The sequence below is a fragment of the Halosimplex aquaticum genome (assembly GCF_028747785.1).
GTDB classification, from domain to species: Archaea; Halobacteriota; Halobacteria; order Halobacteriales; family Haloarculaceae; genus Halosimplex; species Halosimplex aquaticum.
This window is the reverse complement of sequence record NZ_CP118158.1, coordinates 2,539,875-2,555,769: the sequence shown is the minus strand read 5'-3', so window position 1 is coordinate 2,555,769 and position 15,895 is coordinate 2,539,875. Positions and strand designations below refer to the sequence as shown.

The 15,895-nt window shown below is 69.9% G+C and carries 16 protein-coding genes; 8 read left to right on the top strand and 8 right to left on the bottom strand.

Annotation, left to right across the window (positions count from 1 at the left end):
• Nucleotides 1-83: 83 nt before the first annotated feature.
• The 3 genes from PSC72_RS12905 to PSC72_RS12895 all read right to left on the bottom strand — a co-directional run bounded on the left by PSC72_RS12905 (nt 84) and on the right by PSC72_RS12895 (nt 2,704).
• On the bottom strand, nt 84-275 hold the full coding sequence (locus PSC72_RS12905; protein WP_274321816.1) for a hypothetical protein: 192 nt from the start codon (nt 273-275) through the stop codon (nt 84-86).
• A gap of 107 nt (nt 276-382) precedes the next feature.
• Entirely contained in the window at nt 383-1,384 is a 1,002-nt protein-coding gene (locus PSC72_RS12900) for an LLM class flavin-dependent oxidoreductase (RefSeq protein WP_274321815.1), read from the bottom strand.
• 51 nt (nt 1,385-1,435) lie between these two features.
• The gene (locus PSC72_RS12895; protein WP_274321814.1) at nt 1,436-2,704 is read right to left on the bottom strand and encodes a M24 family metallopeptidase; all 1,269 of its coding nucleotides are present in this window, start codon (nt 2,702-2,704) and stop codon (nt 1,436-1,438) included.
• Between the two features lie 102 nt (nt 2,705-2,806).
• Between PSC72_RS12895 and PSC72_RS12890 the strand changes: the two genes are divergently transcribed.
• Nucleotides 2,807-3,538 carry a sporulation protein gene (locus PSC72_RS12890; protein WP_274321813.1) on the top strand — a complete coding sequence of 244 codons (732 nt, stop codon included), beginning with the start codon at nt 2,807-2,809 and terminating at the stop codon, nt 3,536-3,538.
• Nucleotides 3,539-3,583: 45 nt separating this feature from the next.
• Here the strand turns inward: PSC72_RS12890 and surE are convergent, their stop codons facing one another.
• A complete protein-coding gene (surE, locus tag PSC72_RS12885; protein WP_274321812.1) occupies nt 3,584-4,375 on the bottom strand; it encodes a 5'/3'-nucleotidase SurE in 792 nt (263 codons plus the stop codon).
• Between the two features lie 110 nt (nt 4,376-4,485).
• Here surE and PSC72_RS12880 point away from each other — a divergent pair, with 110 nt between their 5' ends.
• The 3 genes from PSC72_RS12880 (at nt 4,486) to PSC72_RS12870 (ending at nt 6,672) form a co-directional block, all read left to right on the top strand.
• The gene (locus PSC72_RS12880) at nt 4,486-5,217 is read left to right on the top strand and encodes an EthD domain-containing protein (RefSeq protein WP_274321811.1); all 732 of its coding nucleotides are present in this window, start codon (nt 4,486-4,488) and stop codon (nt 5,215-5,217) included.
• Entirely contained in the window at nt 5,217-5,855 is a 639-nt protein-coding gene (locus PSC72_RS12875; protein WP_274321810.1) for an HD domain-containing protein, read from the top strand. Before PSC72_RS12880 ends, PSC72_RS12875 begins: the two co-directional genes overlap by 1 nt.
• Nucleotides 5,856-5,964: 109 nt before the next feature.
• Nucleotides 5,965-6,672: an SIMPL domain-containing protein gene (locus PSC72_RS12870; protein WP_274321809.1), complete on the top strand. Its 708-nt coding sequence runs from the start codon at nt 5,965-5,967 to the stop codon at nt 6,670-6,672.
• Between the two features lie 214 nt (nt 6,673-6,886).
• On the opposite strand, the gene PSC72_RS12865 is transcribed toward PSC72_RS12870, so the two are convergent.
• The gene (locus PSC72_RS12865; protein WP_274321808.1) at nt 6,887-7,855 is read right to left on the bottom strand and encodes an NAD-dependent epimerase/dehydratase family protein; all 969 of its coding nucleotides are present in this window, start codon (nt 7,853-7,855) and stop codon (nt 6,887-6,889) included.
• Nucleotides 7,856-8,047: 192 nt separating this feature from the next.
• The gene (locus tag PSC72_RS12860) at nt 8,048-9,751 is read right to left on the bottom strand and encodes a thiamine pyrophosphate-binding protein (protein WP_274321807.1); all 1,704 of its coding nucleotides are present in this window, start codon (nt 9,749-9,751) and stop codon (nt 8,048-8,050) included.
• A gap of 95 nt (nt 9,752-9,846) precedes the next feature.
• Here PSC72_RS12860 and PSC72_RS12855 point away from each other — a divergent pair, with 95 nt between their 5' ends.
• A complete protein-coding gene (locus tag PSC72_RS12855; protein ID WP_274321806.1) occupies nt 9,847-10,446 on the top strand; it encodes a nucleotidyltransferase family protein in 600 nt (199 codons plus the stop codon).
• A 14-nt stretch (nt 10,447-10,460) separates the two neighbouring features.
• On the opposite strand, the gene PSC72_RS12850 is transcribed toward PSC72_RS12855, so the two are convergent.
• Nucleotides 10,461-11,450 (bottom strand): ornithine cyclodeaminase family protein, encoded by a 990-nt coding sequence (locus PSC72_RS12850; protein WP_274321805.1) that lies wholly within the window; start codon nt 11,448-11,450, stop codon nt 10,461-10,463.
• Between the two features lie 145 nt (nt 11,451-11,595).
• On the opposite strand from PSC72_RS12850, the gene PSC72_RS12845 reads away from it, so the two are divergent.
• Together PSC72_RS12845 and PSC72_RS12840 are read left to right on the top strand one after the other, a co-directional pair.
• Nucleotides 11,596-12,147, top strand: a complete 552-nt coding sequence (locus PSC72_RS12845) for a universal stress protein (protein ID WP_274321804.1) — start codon at nt 11,596-11,598, stop codon at nt 12,145-12,147.
• A 139-nt stretch (nt 12,148-12,286) separates the two neighbouring features.
• Complete coding sequence (locus PSC72_RS12840; protein ID WP_274321803.1) at nt 12,287-13,192, top strand: alpha/beta fold hydrolase; 906 nt, start codon at nt 12,287-12,289, stop codon at nt 13,190-13,192.
• On the opposite strand, the gene PSC72_RS12835 is transcribed toward PSC72_RS12840, so the two are convergent.
• A complete protein-coding gene (locus tag PSC72_RS12835) occupies nt 13,193-13,720 on the bottom strand; it encodes a TspO/MBR family protein (protein WP_274321802.1) in 528 nt (175 codons plus the stop codon). It lies immediately after the preceding gene.
• Nucleotides 13,721-14,030: 310 nt separating this feature from the next.
• Between PSC72_RS12835 and thsA the strand changes: the two genes are divergently transcribed.
• Nucleotides 14,031-15,710: a thermosome subunit alpha gene (thsA, locus tag PSC72_RS12830; protein WP_274326173.1), complete on the top strand. Its 1,680-nt coding sequence runs from the start codon at nt 14,031-14,033 to the stop codon at nt 15,708-15,710.
• Nucleotides 15,711-15,895 lie beyond the last annotated feature (185 nt).

Below are 15,895 nucleotides of genomic sequence, written 5' to 3'. Positions count from 1 at the left end.
GCGCTGGAGTGGGTCACTGACTCGTTCGAATCGTCTGTGACCAGGGCGAACGAACCATTTGCGGACTGGGCGGCGTGATAGCGCTACGGACGGCGGACCGACAGTAAGACGACCACCAGACCGACCCCGCCCAAACCGAGGCCGATCCTGTACACAGCGGCGGCGGTCTCTCCCTCGTGTACGTAAAACAAGGACAGGTGGAGGCTAAAGAGGATAATCGCGATCCCCCGCAGCGCGGTCAGTATTTGCTTCCTGCCGTCGTCGGCGTCGCTCATACCGCCGTAGTGTCAGACGGGTGGGTAAAATTCTGTGGTCCAGACCGTTCCCTGGGCTGTCTTCACGCAGCGGTAGGTCTCCGCGCTGGCTCGAACACTCCCGCCACTCACACTCTGGGGGCGACCTCGTCGCCCAACCGCCGAATGCACTCGGCCATCGCGTCGGTACCGATCCCGGGGTAGTAGGTCCGCAGGATGACGTGGATATCGTCGCCGAGCGCCTCCCCGTAGCGCGCCAACTCCGCGACCACCTCGTCGGGCGTGCCGAAGACGGCCTCGTCTTTCAACTCCGCGCGGCGGTCCTCGGGGAGTTCGTCGATCGGTTCGCCCTCGTACCACTCGGCGTAGCGCCGCTGGAGGTAGAAGTAGCCGTCGCGCATCGCCTCCCAGGCGGCTTCCGCGGACTCGCCGACGAACCCGTGCTTGATGACGTAGATCTGAAAATCGCCGTCGATCCCTTCCTCGTCACGGACGCGCCGGATGTCCTCGACTCGCTTCCGGACCCCCTCCAGCGAGAGCGACGAGGGGGCGCACCAGCCGTCCCCGATGCGGGCCGCCCGGCGGACCGCGGGCCTGGCCGCGCCGCCGAGGAATATCGGCGGGTCGCCGGCGGGTTTGGGTGTGACGGTGGTCTCCGGGTCGATGTCGTGAAATTCGGAGTCGACGCCGAGCGGACCCTCCGACCACGCGCCGCGCAGGACGTCGACGGCCTCCGCGGTGCGCTCGGTGCGTTCGGCCTTCGGGACGCCGAAGTTCGCGAACTCGGCGTCGCGGTAGCCGATGGAGAGGCCGACCGCGAGGCGTCCGTCGGAGAGGAGGTCGACGGTGGCGGCGTCCTCGGCGAGGCGGACGGAGTCGTACAGCGGTGCGAGGGCGATGCAGGTCCCGATAGCGACGTCGTCGGTCGCGGCGGCGAGCGCGCCGAGCGCGGGCGTCGTCCCCGAGAGGTAGCCGTCGTCGGCGAAGTGGTGTTCGGAGACCCACGCCGAGTCGAGGCCGGCGTCGTCGACGACGCCGGCGAGTTCGAGCATCTCGTCGTAGATGGCCTCGTGAGTGCGGTCGTCGTCCGGACGGCGCTGGCAGGTGAACAGCCCGGTGCCGAGGTCCATGGCGGCCGTTCGGCCGCCGCGGTGAAATAGCCGCGGACGGGCTGTTCTCCCTCAGTAGTCGATTTGGGTGATCTCCTCGACCGGCCACTGGCTCAGCACCTCGACGCCGTCCTCGCGGACGACGACCATCTCCTCGACGCGGACGCCCTGTCGGTCGGCCGGCTCCTGCGTCTCGACGGCCATCGTCATGCCCGCCTCGATCTCGATGGGGTGGTCGGGCGAGACGCCCCGCCAGATCAGCGGCACTTCGTAGAGCTGCAGGCCCAGTCCGTGCGCCCAGTGGTTCGTCGTCAGCTGCCAGTGCTCGTCGGCGTCGTACCACTCGGCGTGTTCGCCCGCCATGTCCGGGAACGCCGCGGCCACCTCGTCGGTCGTGACGCCGGGTTCGATGCGCTCCAGGACTCGATAGAGGTTCTCGACGGCGGTTTCGTACGCGTCCCGCTGGGCGTCGGTCGGCTCGCCGAGGGCGAAGGTGCGGTAGTAACAGGAGCGATAGCCGAGGTAGCCGACGTTGTAGAAGTCGGCGTAGACGAGGTCGCCGGGGCGCATCGCGCGGTCGGTCGTGTTGGCCTGGTGTTTCGGCCAGGTGTTCGGCCCCGAAGTGAGATACCCCCCGCCGACGGTCGCGCCGTGGCGCCAGAGCTCCCGGACGGCCTCGCCCCACACTTCCGACTCGCGCTGACCGGGACGAGCGGTCTCTTTGATCCGCTGGAAGCCCGCCTCGCAGATCGCGGCGACCTGCCGGAGACACTCGACCTCGTCGCGGGTCTTGGTCTTCCGGGCGTCGTGCATCAGGTCGACCGCTTCCTCCGTTCGGGTCGCTATCCCCCGTTCGTCGAGCGCGTCGTGCAGCCGCCGGGCTCCGACGTCGACGCCGAGCGGGAGGTCGGCGACGCCGTAGTCGGCCATCGCGTCGGCCACGAGATCCGCCATCTTCCCGGCGAGGAAGGCCCGCGCGGAGTCGCTGCCCGAAGCCCGGGGGACGTTCCCCAGCCCCGGCGCGGCGTAGCGAACGTCGTCCAGCCACGGGCAGTTGTACCGCTGGTTCGCGGCGTGGTCGGCGGTGTCCCAGTGGACCACGTCGCCGTCCTCGGTCAGGAGGGTGTAGTGGTCCGCGCCGCTCCCGCCGGTCATCGCCAGCCCCGTCACGTAGCGGATGTCGGGGTCCGAGACGAGCAGCAGGGCGCCGAGCGGCGAGTCGTCCAGCCGGTCGAGCACGCGCTCGCGGCGCTCGCGGCGCAGCCGCTGGGTGTCGATGCGCTCCTCCCAGTCGACGGCCATCGTCCCCCGCGTCCCCGCCATGAAGTCGCGCTCGTGCATCGTCCGCCCTACGCGCGGCGCGACCATGAGCGTTGGCAACAGTCACCACTTTCGAACGGCGTGACAGGAACGCTTATCTCGGTGCCGGCGGTTCGGCGTGGTATGCGAGAGGTGCTGTCGAGTCTCGGGGTCGGATCGGCGACCGTCGACACGATACTGGACGAAGGGACGCTCCATCCGGGCGAGGCCGTCGACCTGACCGTCGAGATCGAGGGCGGGTCGACGAGCCAGGCGATCGACGCGATCTACTTTAGCCTGGAGACCCGCTATCGCAGTGAGGACGGCGGCTACGAGACGACGGCGATCCAGCAGGAGGTCGCCGAGCGGTCGTTCACCGTCGAGCCGGACGACCACCGGCGGCTGGACGCGAGCATGACGCTGCCGCGGGTGACGCCGCTGACGAAGGGCGCGGTCGACGTGTGGCTCAAGACCGGCCTGGAGATCGACTGGGCGAAAGACCCCCAGGACCGCGACGCCATCGAGGTGGTCCCGACCGAGAAGATGGCGGCGGTGCTGGAGGCCGTCGAGGGGCTAGGCTTCGCGTTCAGTGAATCGGATTGCAAGCAGGCGTCGGTGTACAGCCCGGCGCCGTTCGTCCAGGAGTTCGAGTACGAGCCGACCGGTTCCCAGTGGCGCCGACGGGTCGACGAGCTCGAACTGATCTTCGCGCCGCTCTCCGACGAACTCGAAGTCCGCGTCGAGGTCGACCGCAGGGACTCCACCTACACCGATCTCACCGGCGGCGAGGAGCGCGCCGAGTGGTACACCGTCGAACACGCCCAGGTGAGTCGCCTGCGCGACGACATGCGAGCACTCGTGAACGACAACTTCTGAGCGAGCGGTCGGCGGTCGGCCGGTTCGGCGTCGTCGGCCCGGCCCTCAGGCGAGTTCCACGCCGTCGAGCGCGTCGGCCAGCGCGTCGCTCTCGGCGACCTGGTCGCGGACGCCGAGCGGCGAGACGCTCACGTCGCCGTCGGCGAGCGCGCGGCGGTCGGTGTCGGTCTCCTCCGGCGGGAAGTCAACGTCGAGGTCCTCGCGGAGCGGGTCGTAGCTCCGGTCCTCGAACCGGAGGGTGTCGCCGTCGCCGGCGACGGTCACGTCGAAGGCGTCGGTCGGCCGGGTGATCCGGACTGCCGGTGAGTCGGCGGTCTCGGTCGGGACGTGGACGTTCAGGTAGTCGACGGCGTCGAAGGCGCCCGAGCCGGGCAGTCGCTCGCACAGCGTCGCCGCGAACGCCCCGCTGCGGGCGAACGACTCGCGCGTGGGGTCGTCCACTCGGCCGTCGACCACGTCGTACGTCGAGACGGCGATCGCCGGCGTCCCGAGGTGTGCGGCCTCGATCGCCGCGCCGACGGTCCCCGAGCGACCGAGCCGGTGGAGCCCGATGTTCGGCCCGGGGTTCGCCCCGGAGACGACCAGATCGGGCTCGACGCCGAGGCCGCGCAGCCCGACGGCGACGCAGTCGGCGGGCGTCCCCTCGATCACGCGACCCCACTCGTGGTCCCGCACCGTCACCTCGTGCGAGTTTCTCCGGCCGACGCCGCTCTGGTCCTCGGCGGGCGCGACGACCGTCACGTCGGCCGTCTCGGCCAGCCGCTCGCGCAGCACGTCGAGTCCCACGCTGTCGATCCCGTCGTCGTTCGTCAGGAGCACGCGCACAGACTCGTCCATCGCCGGCGGTTGGACCGGGCGCGACACGTCGCTATCGATCGATCGGAGTTTTGCCCCGGGCGGCAATTTTCGCCGGAACATACATCCGGCATCCGCTCGGTATGTGAGACATGTACAAGCACGTCGCGCTGCTCGTCCGGCAGGACGGACTGACCCACGACGAGTTCCGGGAGCGCTGGCTCGACGGGCACGCCCCGCTCGCCCGGGACATCGAGGGGGTCGTCCGCTATCACACCGTGGTGCCGACGGACCCCGAGGCATCCGAGTTCGACGGGATTGCGGAGCTGTACTTCGAGTCGCTCGCGGACCTGCACGACGCGCTGGGGTCGCCGGGGTCGCGCGACTCCGACCCGACCAAGGAGGTGGCGGCGACGGCCCGCGAGGACGTCGACGACTTCCTGGCGGTCGACGGCCGACCCCGGTTCATCGGAGAGGAAGTCGTCCAGAAGGACGAGACCGGCGGCGACACGGACGGCCTCTACAAGCACTCGGCCTTCCTCGTCCGCAAGGAGGGGATGAGCCACGGCTCGTTCCGCGACTACTGGCAGACCGAGCACACCCCGCTCGCCCGGGACATCGAGGGGGTCGTCCGCTACCACACCGTCTATCCGACCGACCCGGAGGCCGCGGAGTTCGACGGCGTCGCCGAACTGTACTTCGAGACGCTGGAGGAGTTGCACGACGCGCTGGGGTCGCCGGGGTCGCGGGACTACGACCCGACCAAGGAGGTCGCCGCGAAGGCCCGCGAAGACGTGGACAACTTCCTCGCCGTCGAGGAACGGCCGCGGTTCATCGGCCGCGAGACCGTGCAGCTGGACGAGACGGACGCGGAGGGGTACTGATGGCCGACGAATCCGAGGGGAACGGCCCGCCGGACCCGACTCAGACGGCCGCGGCCGACTACGACCAGCAGGTCCAGGACGCCTTCCCCGAACTCGACGCGATCACCGACGAGGGGCTCCGCGACCGGGTAGTCCAGGCGTGGGTGCTCGGGCTCCGCAGGGGCGGCTGGCGCGACGTCCACGACGTTCCCTACGCCTGGAACATCCACGAGGTGAGCAACGTCGAGCACACGCGCGGCGTGACGGAGATCGCCGCCGAGTCGGCCGCGGTCCAGCGGACCCGCCACGCCGCCGACGTCGACAGCGACACCGTGATCGCGGCCTGCCTGCTCCACGACGTCGGCAAGTGCTACGAGTACGTCGACCACGTCGACGACGATCTGGTCGACCCCGACCCGACCTACGCCGGCGACGCGATCCCCCACTCGCTGTCGGGCTACGCGCTGGCCCACGAGGTCGGCTGTCCGGTCGCCGTCCAGCGGGCGATCCCCCACTTCGTCGGGGAGGTCCCCGACCGGACGCTCGAAGCCGAACTCGTCAAGAGCGCCAACGACGCGTCCTCGAACGCGATCATCCGGGCCACGATGGGGATCTCCCTCGACGAGTGGGTCGCCAAGTACTCTCAGACGAGCGAGTGACGCCGACGCCCGCCGCCGCGACTGTCGAGGGCGGGCCTACCGTTCGGTTGGGCCTCCGTACCGAGAATAACGCGCCGATAACAATCGGTCGCGGGGGCCTGGGAGGGGTATGGACGGAAAACTCGCGGCAGTCGCACTGACCGGGATCGTTCTGCTGAGCGCCGTCGGCGTCGGTGGGGTCGGGGCGCTGGCAGACGGCGCCCAGGCGAGCGGGAACGACACGTCGACGGTGACGGTCTCCGCGTCGGGGTCGGTGAGCGCCGAACCCGACCGCGCAGTCGTCTACGTGGCGGTGACGGCCCAGGCGCCCAACGCCAGCGCGGCGACCGAGCGCCTGGCGGCCAACGCGTCGACGCTCCGCGACGCGTTCGGCGGCGGGAACTACTCCGTCGAATCGGTCCAGACGACCGGGTACACGGTCTACGAGCAGCGGGACAACGGGACGACTACCTACGTCGCCCAGCAGTCGTTCGCCGTGACGACGACGAACACCAGCGCGGCCGGCGCCCTGATCGACGCCGCCGTCGCGAACGGTGCGACCGAGATCGGCGGCGTCAGCTTCACGCTGTCCGAGGAACGTCGGCAGGACCTGCGGTCCGACGCCATCGACGCCGCGGTCGACGACGCTCGCAGCCAGGCCGAGGCCGTCGCCGACAGCACCGGCCTCACCCTCGGCAGCGTCAGTTCGGTCTCGACCGGTGACGGGGGCGACTTCGTCGCCCAGCGCGTCGGCGCCGACGCGGAGACGAGCATCGACGCCAGCCCCGTGACCGTCTCCGCCACCGTCGAGATCACCTACAACGCGACCGCGAACTGAGGACGGCAGCCCTGAACGCCCGTCGCTGCCGGCATTCTACGGCTGTCTCGACCATTGCGCCACTGCCGTCGTTCCACGGCCGGTGCGACCACTGCACGATTGCCGTCGCGATCACTGCGCAACTGCCGTCACACTACGGTTACCGCTGCCCTTCGACGGCGTATTCGATGTTTGACGGTGGATACACCACTCCGATCGGATCGAGACTGTCCTCTCAGACCGGATCGAGTCCGTGCTCTTCGCGGAGGACGGAGACGTACTCGCGGACCCCCGCTTCGAGGTCGTACTCGGGCTCGTATCCGAGGTCCTCGCGCGCGTGAGACGTCTCCAGCGTCTGCGTCCACGGCAGTTCGCCCTCGTCAGAGACCGAGATGTCGGCGTCCGGGACGACCGACGCGACGGTCTCGGCGGCATCGCGGACCGTCGCGCACTCACCGCGGACGTTGTAGATCCGGCGTGTGAGGTCAGACTCGGGCGCGAAGGCGGCTTTTCTGACGGCCTGGGCGATATCGCGGACGTACTGCCAGTCGATCACCTGGTCGCCGTACTCGACGGCGACCGACTCGCCCAGCGCGGGCTTCTCGATCAGGTCGACCAGGAACGCCGAGCCTCCCGTCTCCCGGTAGGGGCCGTATGCGACGGTGGGACGCAGGCCGACGTGCGAGACGCCGTACTCCTCGTGATAGACCCGGGCCTGGTGTTCGTTGTACTCCTTGGTCGCGCCGTAGAGCGTGTCAGGATAGACGAGGTCGTCCTCGGTCACCCAGCCGTCGCGTTCGTTGTCGGTGTAGTTCTCGGGCGGCGCGTAGACGGCCGCCGAGGAGGCCCACGCCACCCGCTCGACCTGATCGGAGAGGGTCCGTGCGGCCTCGAAGACATTGTTCGTCCCGCCGCAGTTGACCTCCAGCGCGGCCCGCGGATTCTCGCGCGCGCCGTCGGTCAACAGCGCCGCGAGGTGGACCACGCGCTCGGCCCCCGACTGCCGGATCGCACGGACGACCGCCGTCGGGTCGGTCACGTCGCCGCGGACGACCTCCACGGCGTCGGCGACGCCGAGTTTCGACAGCCGCGTCTCGTCGGTCGAGAGGTCGAACGCGACCACGTCGTGGCCGTGTTCGACAAGATCGGCCGCGACGTACGCGCCGATGAAACCGGTCCCGCCGGTCACGAGCACCGTTGCCATACCACGTGTTCGCCCACGCGGTGGAAAAAGTTGCCGCAAAATAACGTGCTGATATTTATGGCCGAGAGGGCGACCAGCGCCGTCCATGCCCTGACGAGTCGCCGCGGAGCGGTCAGCGGGAGCGTGGCACGCCGCTTCGCGCGTCGGAGGTCGCCGCCTGTTCGCCCGTAGAGCGCCTCTCAGACGGTGCGATCACTCGTGGAGCCCACCGACGTCCTCGTAGAACGACGAGGCCAGCTGGTCGGCCATCGGCTCGTCGCGGTCGATGCGCACGTCGACGACGGTCGGTCGATCCGCCGCTTTTCCGGCTTCGAGGGCCGGTTCCAGGTCCGCGGGATCGGTCACTCGCTCGCCGTGGGCGCCCATCGCCTCGGCGACGGCGACGAAGTCGGTGTCGTGGAACTCCGTCCCCGGTAGGTCGTCGTCCATCTGCCGGACCATCCCCAGCGAGGTGTCGTTGAGGACGACGAACAGCGGCGCGACCCCCTGCTGGACTGCCGTCTCGACGACCGTCATCGTCATTGCGAATCCCCCGTCGCCGGCGACCGCGACCGCTTGCCGGTCGGTCACCAGCGCGGCGGCGACGGCGGCCGGCGCGGCCCAGCCCATCCCGCCGACGCCGCCGCTGCCGAAGTACGTCCGGCTCGCGGGCGTCTGCAGGTAGTTCAGCAGCCAGAAGCGGTTGTTGCCCGAATCGGCCGTCACGACCGTCTCCCCGTCGACGACCGACTCGACGGCCGCGACCGCCCGCTGGGGTTTGATCGGGACGGCGTCGGACTCGCAGGCGGTCGCGGTGAAGTCCTCGCGCGCCTCTCGGGCCCGGTCGAGCGCCCAGCCCGCGCCGGTCGACGAACCGTCACGGTCGGCTACCTCCTCGGCCAGCCCGTCGAGCGTCTCCCGCGCGTCGCCTATCAGCCCCACGTCGGCGGGGTAGACCCACCCCGCGTTGCGCGGGTCGACGTCGGCGTGGAGGATCGTCTGCTCGTTTGGTCGGATGAACGACGCCGCACCCCAGTTGGTGTCCATCGGGTTCAGTCGACAGCCGACGACGAGCAACACGTCGGCGTCGCTGACGACCTGATTCGCCCCCTCGTGGCCGAACGATCCCGCCACGCCCGCGGCCCGCTCGTGCGTCTCGGCGATGGTCGACTTCCCGAGGTAGGAGGTGACGACAGCGGCGTCCGCGACCGCCGCGACAGCTTCGAGTTCGTCGTAGGCGTTCGCAGCGTGGACGCCGTTGCCCGCGAGCACGACCGGCCGATCAGCGTCAGCGAGCGCGTCCGCTGCCCGCGCCAGGTCCTCGTCGGTCGGGCGGGCGTCCCACGTCCGAGTCTGGTCCACGTCGTCCCACAGCGGCGGCGTCGGGTCGTCGGGCACTTCCTCGGTCACCGCATCGCCGTCGAGGACGACCGCGCAGGGGCCGGGTCGTCCGGCGGTGGCGTGTTTGAACGCGAGCTGGAGGCTGCGGATCGTCTCCGCGGGCGTGCGGGGTTCCCAGTGTTCGGCGGTCACGCCGTCGAGGATCGACGGCAGGTCGAGCCCGCCGTAGTCGCCGCGGGCCTGCTGGTACGGCGCGAGCGTCGAATAGTCGCCGCGTTCACTCATCTCGGTCAGGACGACCATCGGCGAGGAGCCGAGCCGCGCTTCCATCTGCCCGATGGCGCCGAGGCTCCCGATCCACGGCCCCTGGCCGGCGAGCACGCCGGGATCGCGGGTGATTCGCCCCGCCGCTTCGGCCATGACGCTGGCCTCCCGCTCGTCGCGCGGCCGAACGACCTCAACGTCGGACGCGGCCAGCGCGTCGAACACCTCGATGACGCGACCGCCGGGGTAGCCGAAGACGTACTCGACGTCGAGCGCTTCCAGCGTCGAGACGATCCGCTCGGTCGTGTCCATGTCCAGTGGTACCACGGCTACCGCCTTGGTAGTTCCGCGGCGCGTGGGCGTCACGCGGCGGCAGACACTTCCCGCAGTCGGGCGTAGCCGGCGACGTGACCGCCGATTCGACCGTCGCGGGCGTGCTCCTCGCCGCGGGCGACAGCGAGCGCTTCGGCGACCGGAACAAACTGCTGGCGGACCTCGACGGCGAGCCGCTCGTCCGCCACGCGGCCCGGACGCTCGCGGGTGCGGACCTGTCGGCGACCGCCGTCGTCGTCGACGCGGGCGACTCGGACGCGCCGGCCGTCCGCGACGCGCTCGCGGACTTCGACTCCGTGGTCTTACCGAACCCCGGTGCCGGCGCTGGACAGGCCACGTCGGTACGCTGTGGGGTCGAGTGGGCGCGCGAGCGGGCCGACGCGGTCGTGTTCGCGCTCGGAGACATGCCCCGGGTCGACCCCGTAACGGTCGACCGACTCGTCACTGCCTTTCGGGAGGGCCGCGGGTCGGCGCTGGCGGCCGGACACGACGGGCAGCGCGGTAATCCGGTGCTGTTCGACGCCCGGTACTTCGACGCACTCGCCGGAGTCGACGGCGACACCGGCGGACGCCCGGTCTTCAGACGGGCCGACGACGCCGCTGTCGTGGAGACGGGCGACGCCGGCGTCCTGCTCGACGTCGACACGCCCGCGGACCTCGATCGACTTCGGTGACGGGGGACCGCTCCTCAGAGCACGTCGGTGTCGACCAGCGAGACCGGTTCGCCCACGCCGTGTTCCTCGGCGTACTCGTAGACGACGTGGCTGGCCGCAACGTCCTGGGTCGCCAGCCCGGTCGAGTCGAAGACGGTGACGCCCGTCTCGGCGGTGCGACCGGGCTTCTCGCCGACGACGATCTCGCCGAGTTCAGCGTGGAGGTCGTCGTCGCCGAGGACGCCCGCGCTCCAGGGGACGTTGATCTCCCCGGAGTGGGTGCACTGCTCGTAGTCGTCGATGACGAGCGTGGCGTCGAGCAGGATCTCGTCGGCGATCTCGTGTTTGCCGGCGGCGTCGGCGCCGATGGCGTTGACGTGGGTGCGCTCGCCGACGCTGTGGACGATCGGTTCCTCGACGGGCGTCACCGTCGAGAGGACGTCGCACTGGCCGGCCTCCTCGATCGACCCGCCGCGGACGTCGAACCGGTCGTCGAACGCCTCCACGAACTCGGCGACCCGCTCGTCGTCGCGGTCGGCGACGACGACTTCCTTGATGGGGCGCACCGTCGCGACGGCCTCCAGTTGCGTGTACGACTGGACGCCGGCGCCGACGATGCCCATCGTCCGGGCGTCCTCGACGGCGAGGTAGTCCGTCGCGACTGCGGCCGCGGCGCCGGTCCGCTCGCGGGTGATCGTCGTCCCGTCGAGCAGCGCGAGGGGGAACGCCGTCTCGGGGTCGGAGTAGACGACAGTGCCCATCACCGTCGGGAGGTCGTGGTCTTCGGGGTTGTCGGGGTGGACGTTGACCCACTTGACCGCCGCGGCGTCCCAGTCGCCGGCGTCCATGTATGCGGGCATCGAGCGGAAGTCGCCGTTGTACTCCGGCAGGTCGATGTAGGACTTCGCGGGCATCTGGACGTCGTCGCGAGCGTCGGCGGCGAACGCCTCCTCGACGGCGTCCACGACTGCCGGCATCTCCGCGGCTTCCTCGACGGCCTCGGGGTCCAGTAGAAGCGTCTGCATACCGATCGTACCGTCGCCCGGCACTTAGAAGTTCGACCGCTCTCGCCCGCCTCCGACTCGAATCGGCGCCACCGATTGTACCGCGCGATCGCCTGGGTAACAGTTTAGCCGCTTCTTGCCGTATGTTACCAGGGGTGACACACCTATGTACACAGTCCTGTTGCCGGTCGACACCGCGGAATCGCGGGCGACGGCGCAGGTAGAGACGGCGATCGAGTTACCGAACGCCGGCGCGGAGGTCGAGGTGGTGCTCCTGCACGTGTTCGACGAGGCCGACCGTGCCGAGGAAGGGTCGCCGCTCCAGTTGCGGGCGGGTGAGCGAGCGTACGAACGACTCCAGGACGCCGGCGTCTCCGTCGATCTGATGACTCGATACGGGGACGCGTCGACGGAGATCCTAGAGGCGGCCGAGGACGTCGACGCGAACCTGATCCTGCTCGGCGGGCGCAAGCGCTCGCCGCTCGGCTCGGTGCTGTTCGGGAGCGTCAGCCAGGAGGTCACGCTCGACGCCGAGCGACCGGTCGTCGTCACGGGGGACCGACGACAACAGCAGCGCCCGAGTCACCGCTGTCGGAGCTGCGGCCAGGAGTACTTCACCGACCACGATCTGGACATCCCGTCGTGTCGCAACTGCGGCGGGACCAAGGTCGAACCCGTCGACGGGCGAGAATCCGACGAACCGACGAAAGCGGCCTGAACCGCGTCTCGCGAGACCGGGTCGGCGCGGCGGAGCCGGGTCCCGATCGGTCCGGCCGGAGTGGGCTCGGCCGGGTTCTACCCGACCGATCCGTCAGCCGACCAGAATCTACACGGTCGTCCCGCGCGGAGTATCGAGTATGACTGCCACGGACGCGACGCTGCTCGACCGCCCCTCCGCCGAGTCGGTGCGCCGGACCGTCAACGGCGTCGACCTGCACGTCGTCACCGCCGGCGACCCCGACGACCCGCTCGTCGTGTTGCTCCACGGCTTCCCGGACTTCTGGTACGGCTGGCGTCACCAGATCCCGGCGCTCGTCGACGCGGGGTTCCGCGTCGTCGTCCCCGACCAGCGCGGGTACAACCTCAGCGAGAAGCCGCGGGGGCTCGACGCCTACCGCATGCGGGAGCTCTCCCGGGACATTGTCGAACTCGTGGCCGCCGAGGACCGCGACAGCGCGCACGTGATCGGTCACGACTGGGGCGCGGCGGTCGCCTGGGACCTGGCGCTCCGACACCCGGAGACCGTCGACCACCTCGGCATCATCAACGTCCCGCATCCGACGGTCATGCGGCGGGCGCTCAGGTCGAGCCCCCGGCAACTGCTCCGGAGCTGGTACATGTTCGCGTTCCAGCTCCCGCGCGTGCCGGAGCTGTTCCTCGGGCGCGACGACGCCCGCGGGGTGCTCGACGTCCTCGAAGAGAGCGCCAACCCCGGCGCGTTCTCCGAGGCGGACCTGGCGCACTACCGCGACGCCTGGCGCCGCCAGGGGGCGATCCGCGGCGCGGTGAACTGGTACCGGGCGCTCGTCCGCCGGCCGGACGAACCGCCGCGCGAGACGGTCGAAGCACCGACGCTCGTCGTCTGGGGCGACGAGGACGTGGCGCTGCTCCCGAAGCTCGCCGCCGAGAGCGTCGGCTACTGCACGGACGGCCGGCTCGAACGGATCCCATGGGCCTCCCACTGGGTCCACGACGAGGAGCCCGAGCGGGTCAACGAGGCGCTCGTGGGGCACCTGAAGGCGGAGTCTGAGACGGGCGACTGATCAGTTCAGCGCCCAGAACTGGTAGTTCAACGCCGCGGCGAAGGTAACCCACGCGAGATACGGGACGAGTAACAGGGCCGCTCGCCGGTCGACGCGGCCGAAGGCCCAGATCGTCGCTACTACTGCGGGCCACAGCGCGATGATCACCACGAGCTCCGCGAGCAGGTTCTCCGCGGCGAAAAACGCCGGCGTCCACGCGACGTTGAGGGCCATCTGGCCCGCGAACAACGCGAGCGCGAGCCGTCGAGCGCTCCAGCCGGCTCCGTCCCCGTCGCCGGTCCCGTCCGACAGCCAGACCAGCGCGAGGGCGACCCCCATGAGCGTGAACAGGAGCGTCCAGACGACGCCGAACAGCCACGGCGGCGGATAGATCGCCGGTTTCGCGAGCGCCTGGAACCACGCCGATCCCGGCCCCGACAGCACTGCCGGGGCCGCGCCGACGACGTTCACGAGGACGATCCCGGCCACGACCGCCAGCGCGCTCCGGCGGTCGTTCCGTCCGGAGCCCAGAGTCCGCGTTCGGGTCATGCTCCCCAGTTGGGCCCGCACACGCAAATCAGCCCGCCCTGGTCTTCCACGGGGAGCGTCCCCGCCCGTTCTTGCTTTCGGGGAACCGTCCCTGCGCTCGCCGCTCCGCTCGCCGCCACTCCCTCGCTCGCCGCGTTCACCGGTTCCCGTCGCCGTCTCTCGTCCCGAGACGACGGTTTCTCGTATATAAATGCGTGCTTGAGACGGGTTCTCACACTTTTCTCTGGCTCCCAGCGAACGGAATGCCGTTCACCACCGCCACTTTTATATAGAATCGCAATCAACCTTTCTCTTGATTATGGCTCAGCAGATGGGTAACCAACCCCTCATCATCATGTCCGAGGACTCGCAGCGAACCTCGGGCAAGGACGCACAGTCGATGAACATCACGGCCGGGAAGGCCGTCGCCGAGTCCGTACGCACGACACTCGGTCCGAAGGGGATGGACAAGATGCTCGTCGACGACGCCGGCGGGGTCGTCGTCACCAACGACGGCGTCACCATCCTCGAGGAGATGGACATCGAGCACCCGGCCGCCAACATGATCGTCGAGGTCGCCCAGACTCAGGAGGACGAGGTCGGGGACGGCACGACGACGGCGGTCGTCATCTCCGGTGAACTGCTGGGCAAGGCCGAGGACCTCCTCGACCAGGACATCCACGCCACCATCCTCGCGCAGGGCTACCGCCAGGCCGCCGAGAAGGCCAAGGAGGCCCTCGAGGACATCGCCATCGACGTCGACGCCGGCGACACCGACATCCTCGAATCCATCGCCGCGACGGCGATGACCGGCAAGGGCGCCGAGAACGCCAAGGACACCCTCTCCACGCTCGTCGTCAACGCCGTTCAGGCCGTCGCCGACGAGGAGGGCGTCGACACGGACAACATCCAGCTCGAGACCGTCGTCGGCGGCTCCATCGACGAGTCCGAGCTCGTCGAGGGCGTCATCATCGACAAGGAGCGCGTCCACGAGAACATGCCCTACGCCGTCGAGGACGCCGACGTCGCCCTCCTCGACACCGCCATCGAGGTGCCCGAGACCGAGCTCGACACCGAGGTCAACGTCACCGACCCCGACCAGCTCCAGCAGTTCCTCGACCAGGAAGAGGAGCAGCTCAAGGAGTACGTCGACACGCTCGACGAGGCGGGCGCCGACGTCGTCATCGCCCAGAAGGGCATCGACGACATGGCCCAGCACTACCTCGCCCAGCGCGGCATCCTCGCGGTCCGCCGCGCGAAGAAGTCCACGATGAAGGCGCTCTCGCGGGCCACCGGCGGCCGCATCGTCTCCAACATCGACGACATCGAGAGCGACGACCTCGGCCACGCGGGCAGCGTCGCCCAGAAGGACGTCGCCGGCGACGAGCGCATCTTCGTCGAGGACGTCGAGGACGCGAAAGCGGTCACCATGATCCTCCGCGGCGGCACCGAGCACGTCGCCGACGAGGTCGAGCGCGCCATCGAGGACAGCCTCGGCGTGGTCGCGACGACCCTCGAAGACGGGCAGGTCCTCCCGGGCGGCGGCGCCCCCGAGGCCCACCTCGCCCTCGAACTGCGCGACTTCGCCGACTCCGTCGGCGGCCGCGAGCAGCTGGCCGTCGAGGCCTTCGCGGACGCCATCGACGTCGTGCCGCGCACGCTCGCCGAGAACGCCGGCCTCGACCCGATCGACTCGCTGGTCGACCTGCGCAGCCAGCACGACTCCGGTAACCACAGGGTCGGCCTCGACGCCTACACCGGCGACACCGTCGACATGGTCGAGGAGGGCGTCGTCGAGCCCCTCCGCGTGAAGACCCAGGCCGTCGAGTCCGCGACGGAGGCCGCGGTCATGATCCTCCGCATCGACGACGTCATCGCTGCCGGCGACCTCAAGGGCGGCGGCACCGACGACGACGACGAGGCCGGCGGCCCCGGCGGCCCCGGCGGCGCGCCCGGCGGAATGGGCGGCGGCATGGGCGGCATGGGCGGCGGCATGGGCGGCATGATGTAAACCCACTTTTTGCTCAGGGGGTTTCCTCGCTCGCTCCGCTCGCTGCGGGAACCCCCTGAGCAAAAACTTGGGGAAAAAAGCCGGTCGCTCCCTTCGGTCGCGTCCGGTGAACCGGCGGCCTGACGGCCGCCGGATGCTTACCCGTCGACCCCGAACCGTCTCTGACCACTGCGGACGGCGACTGA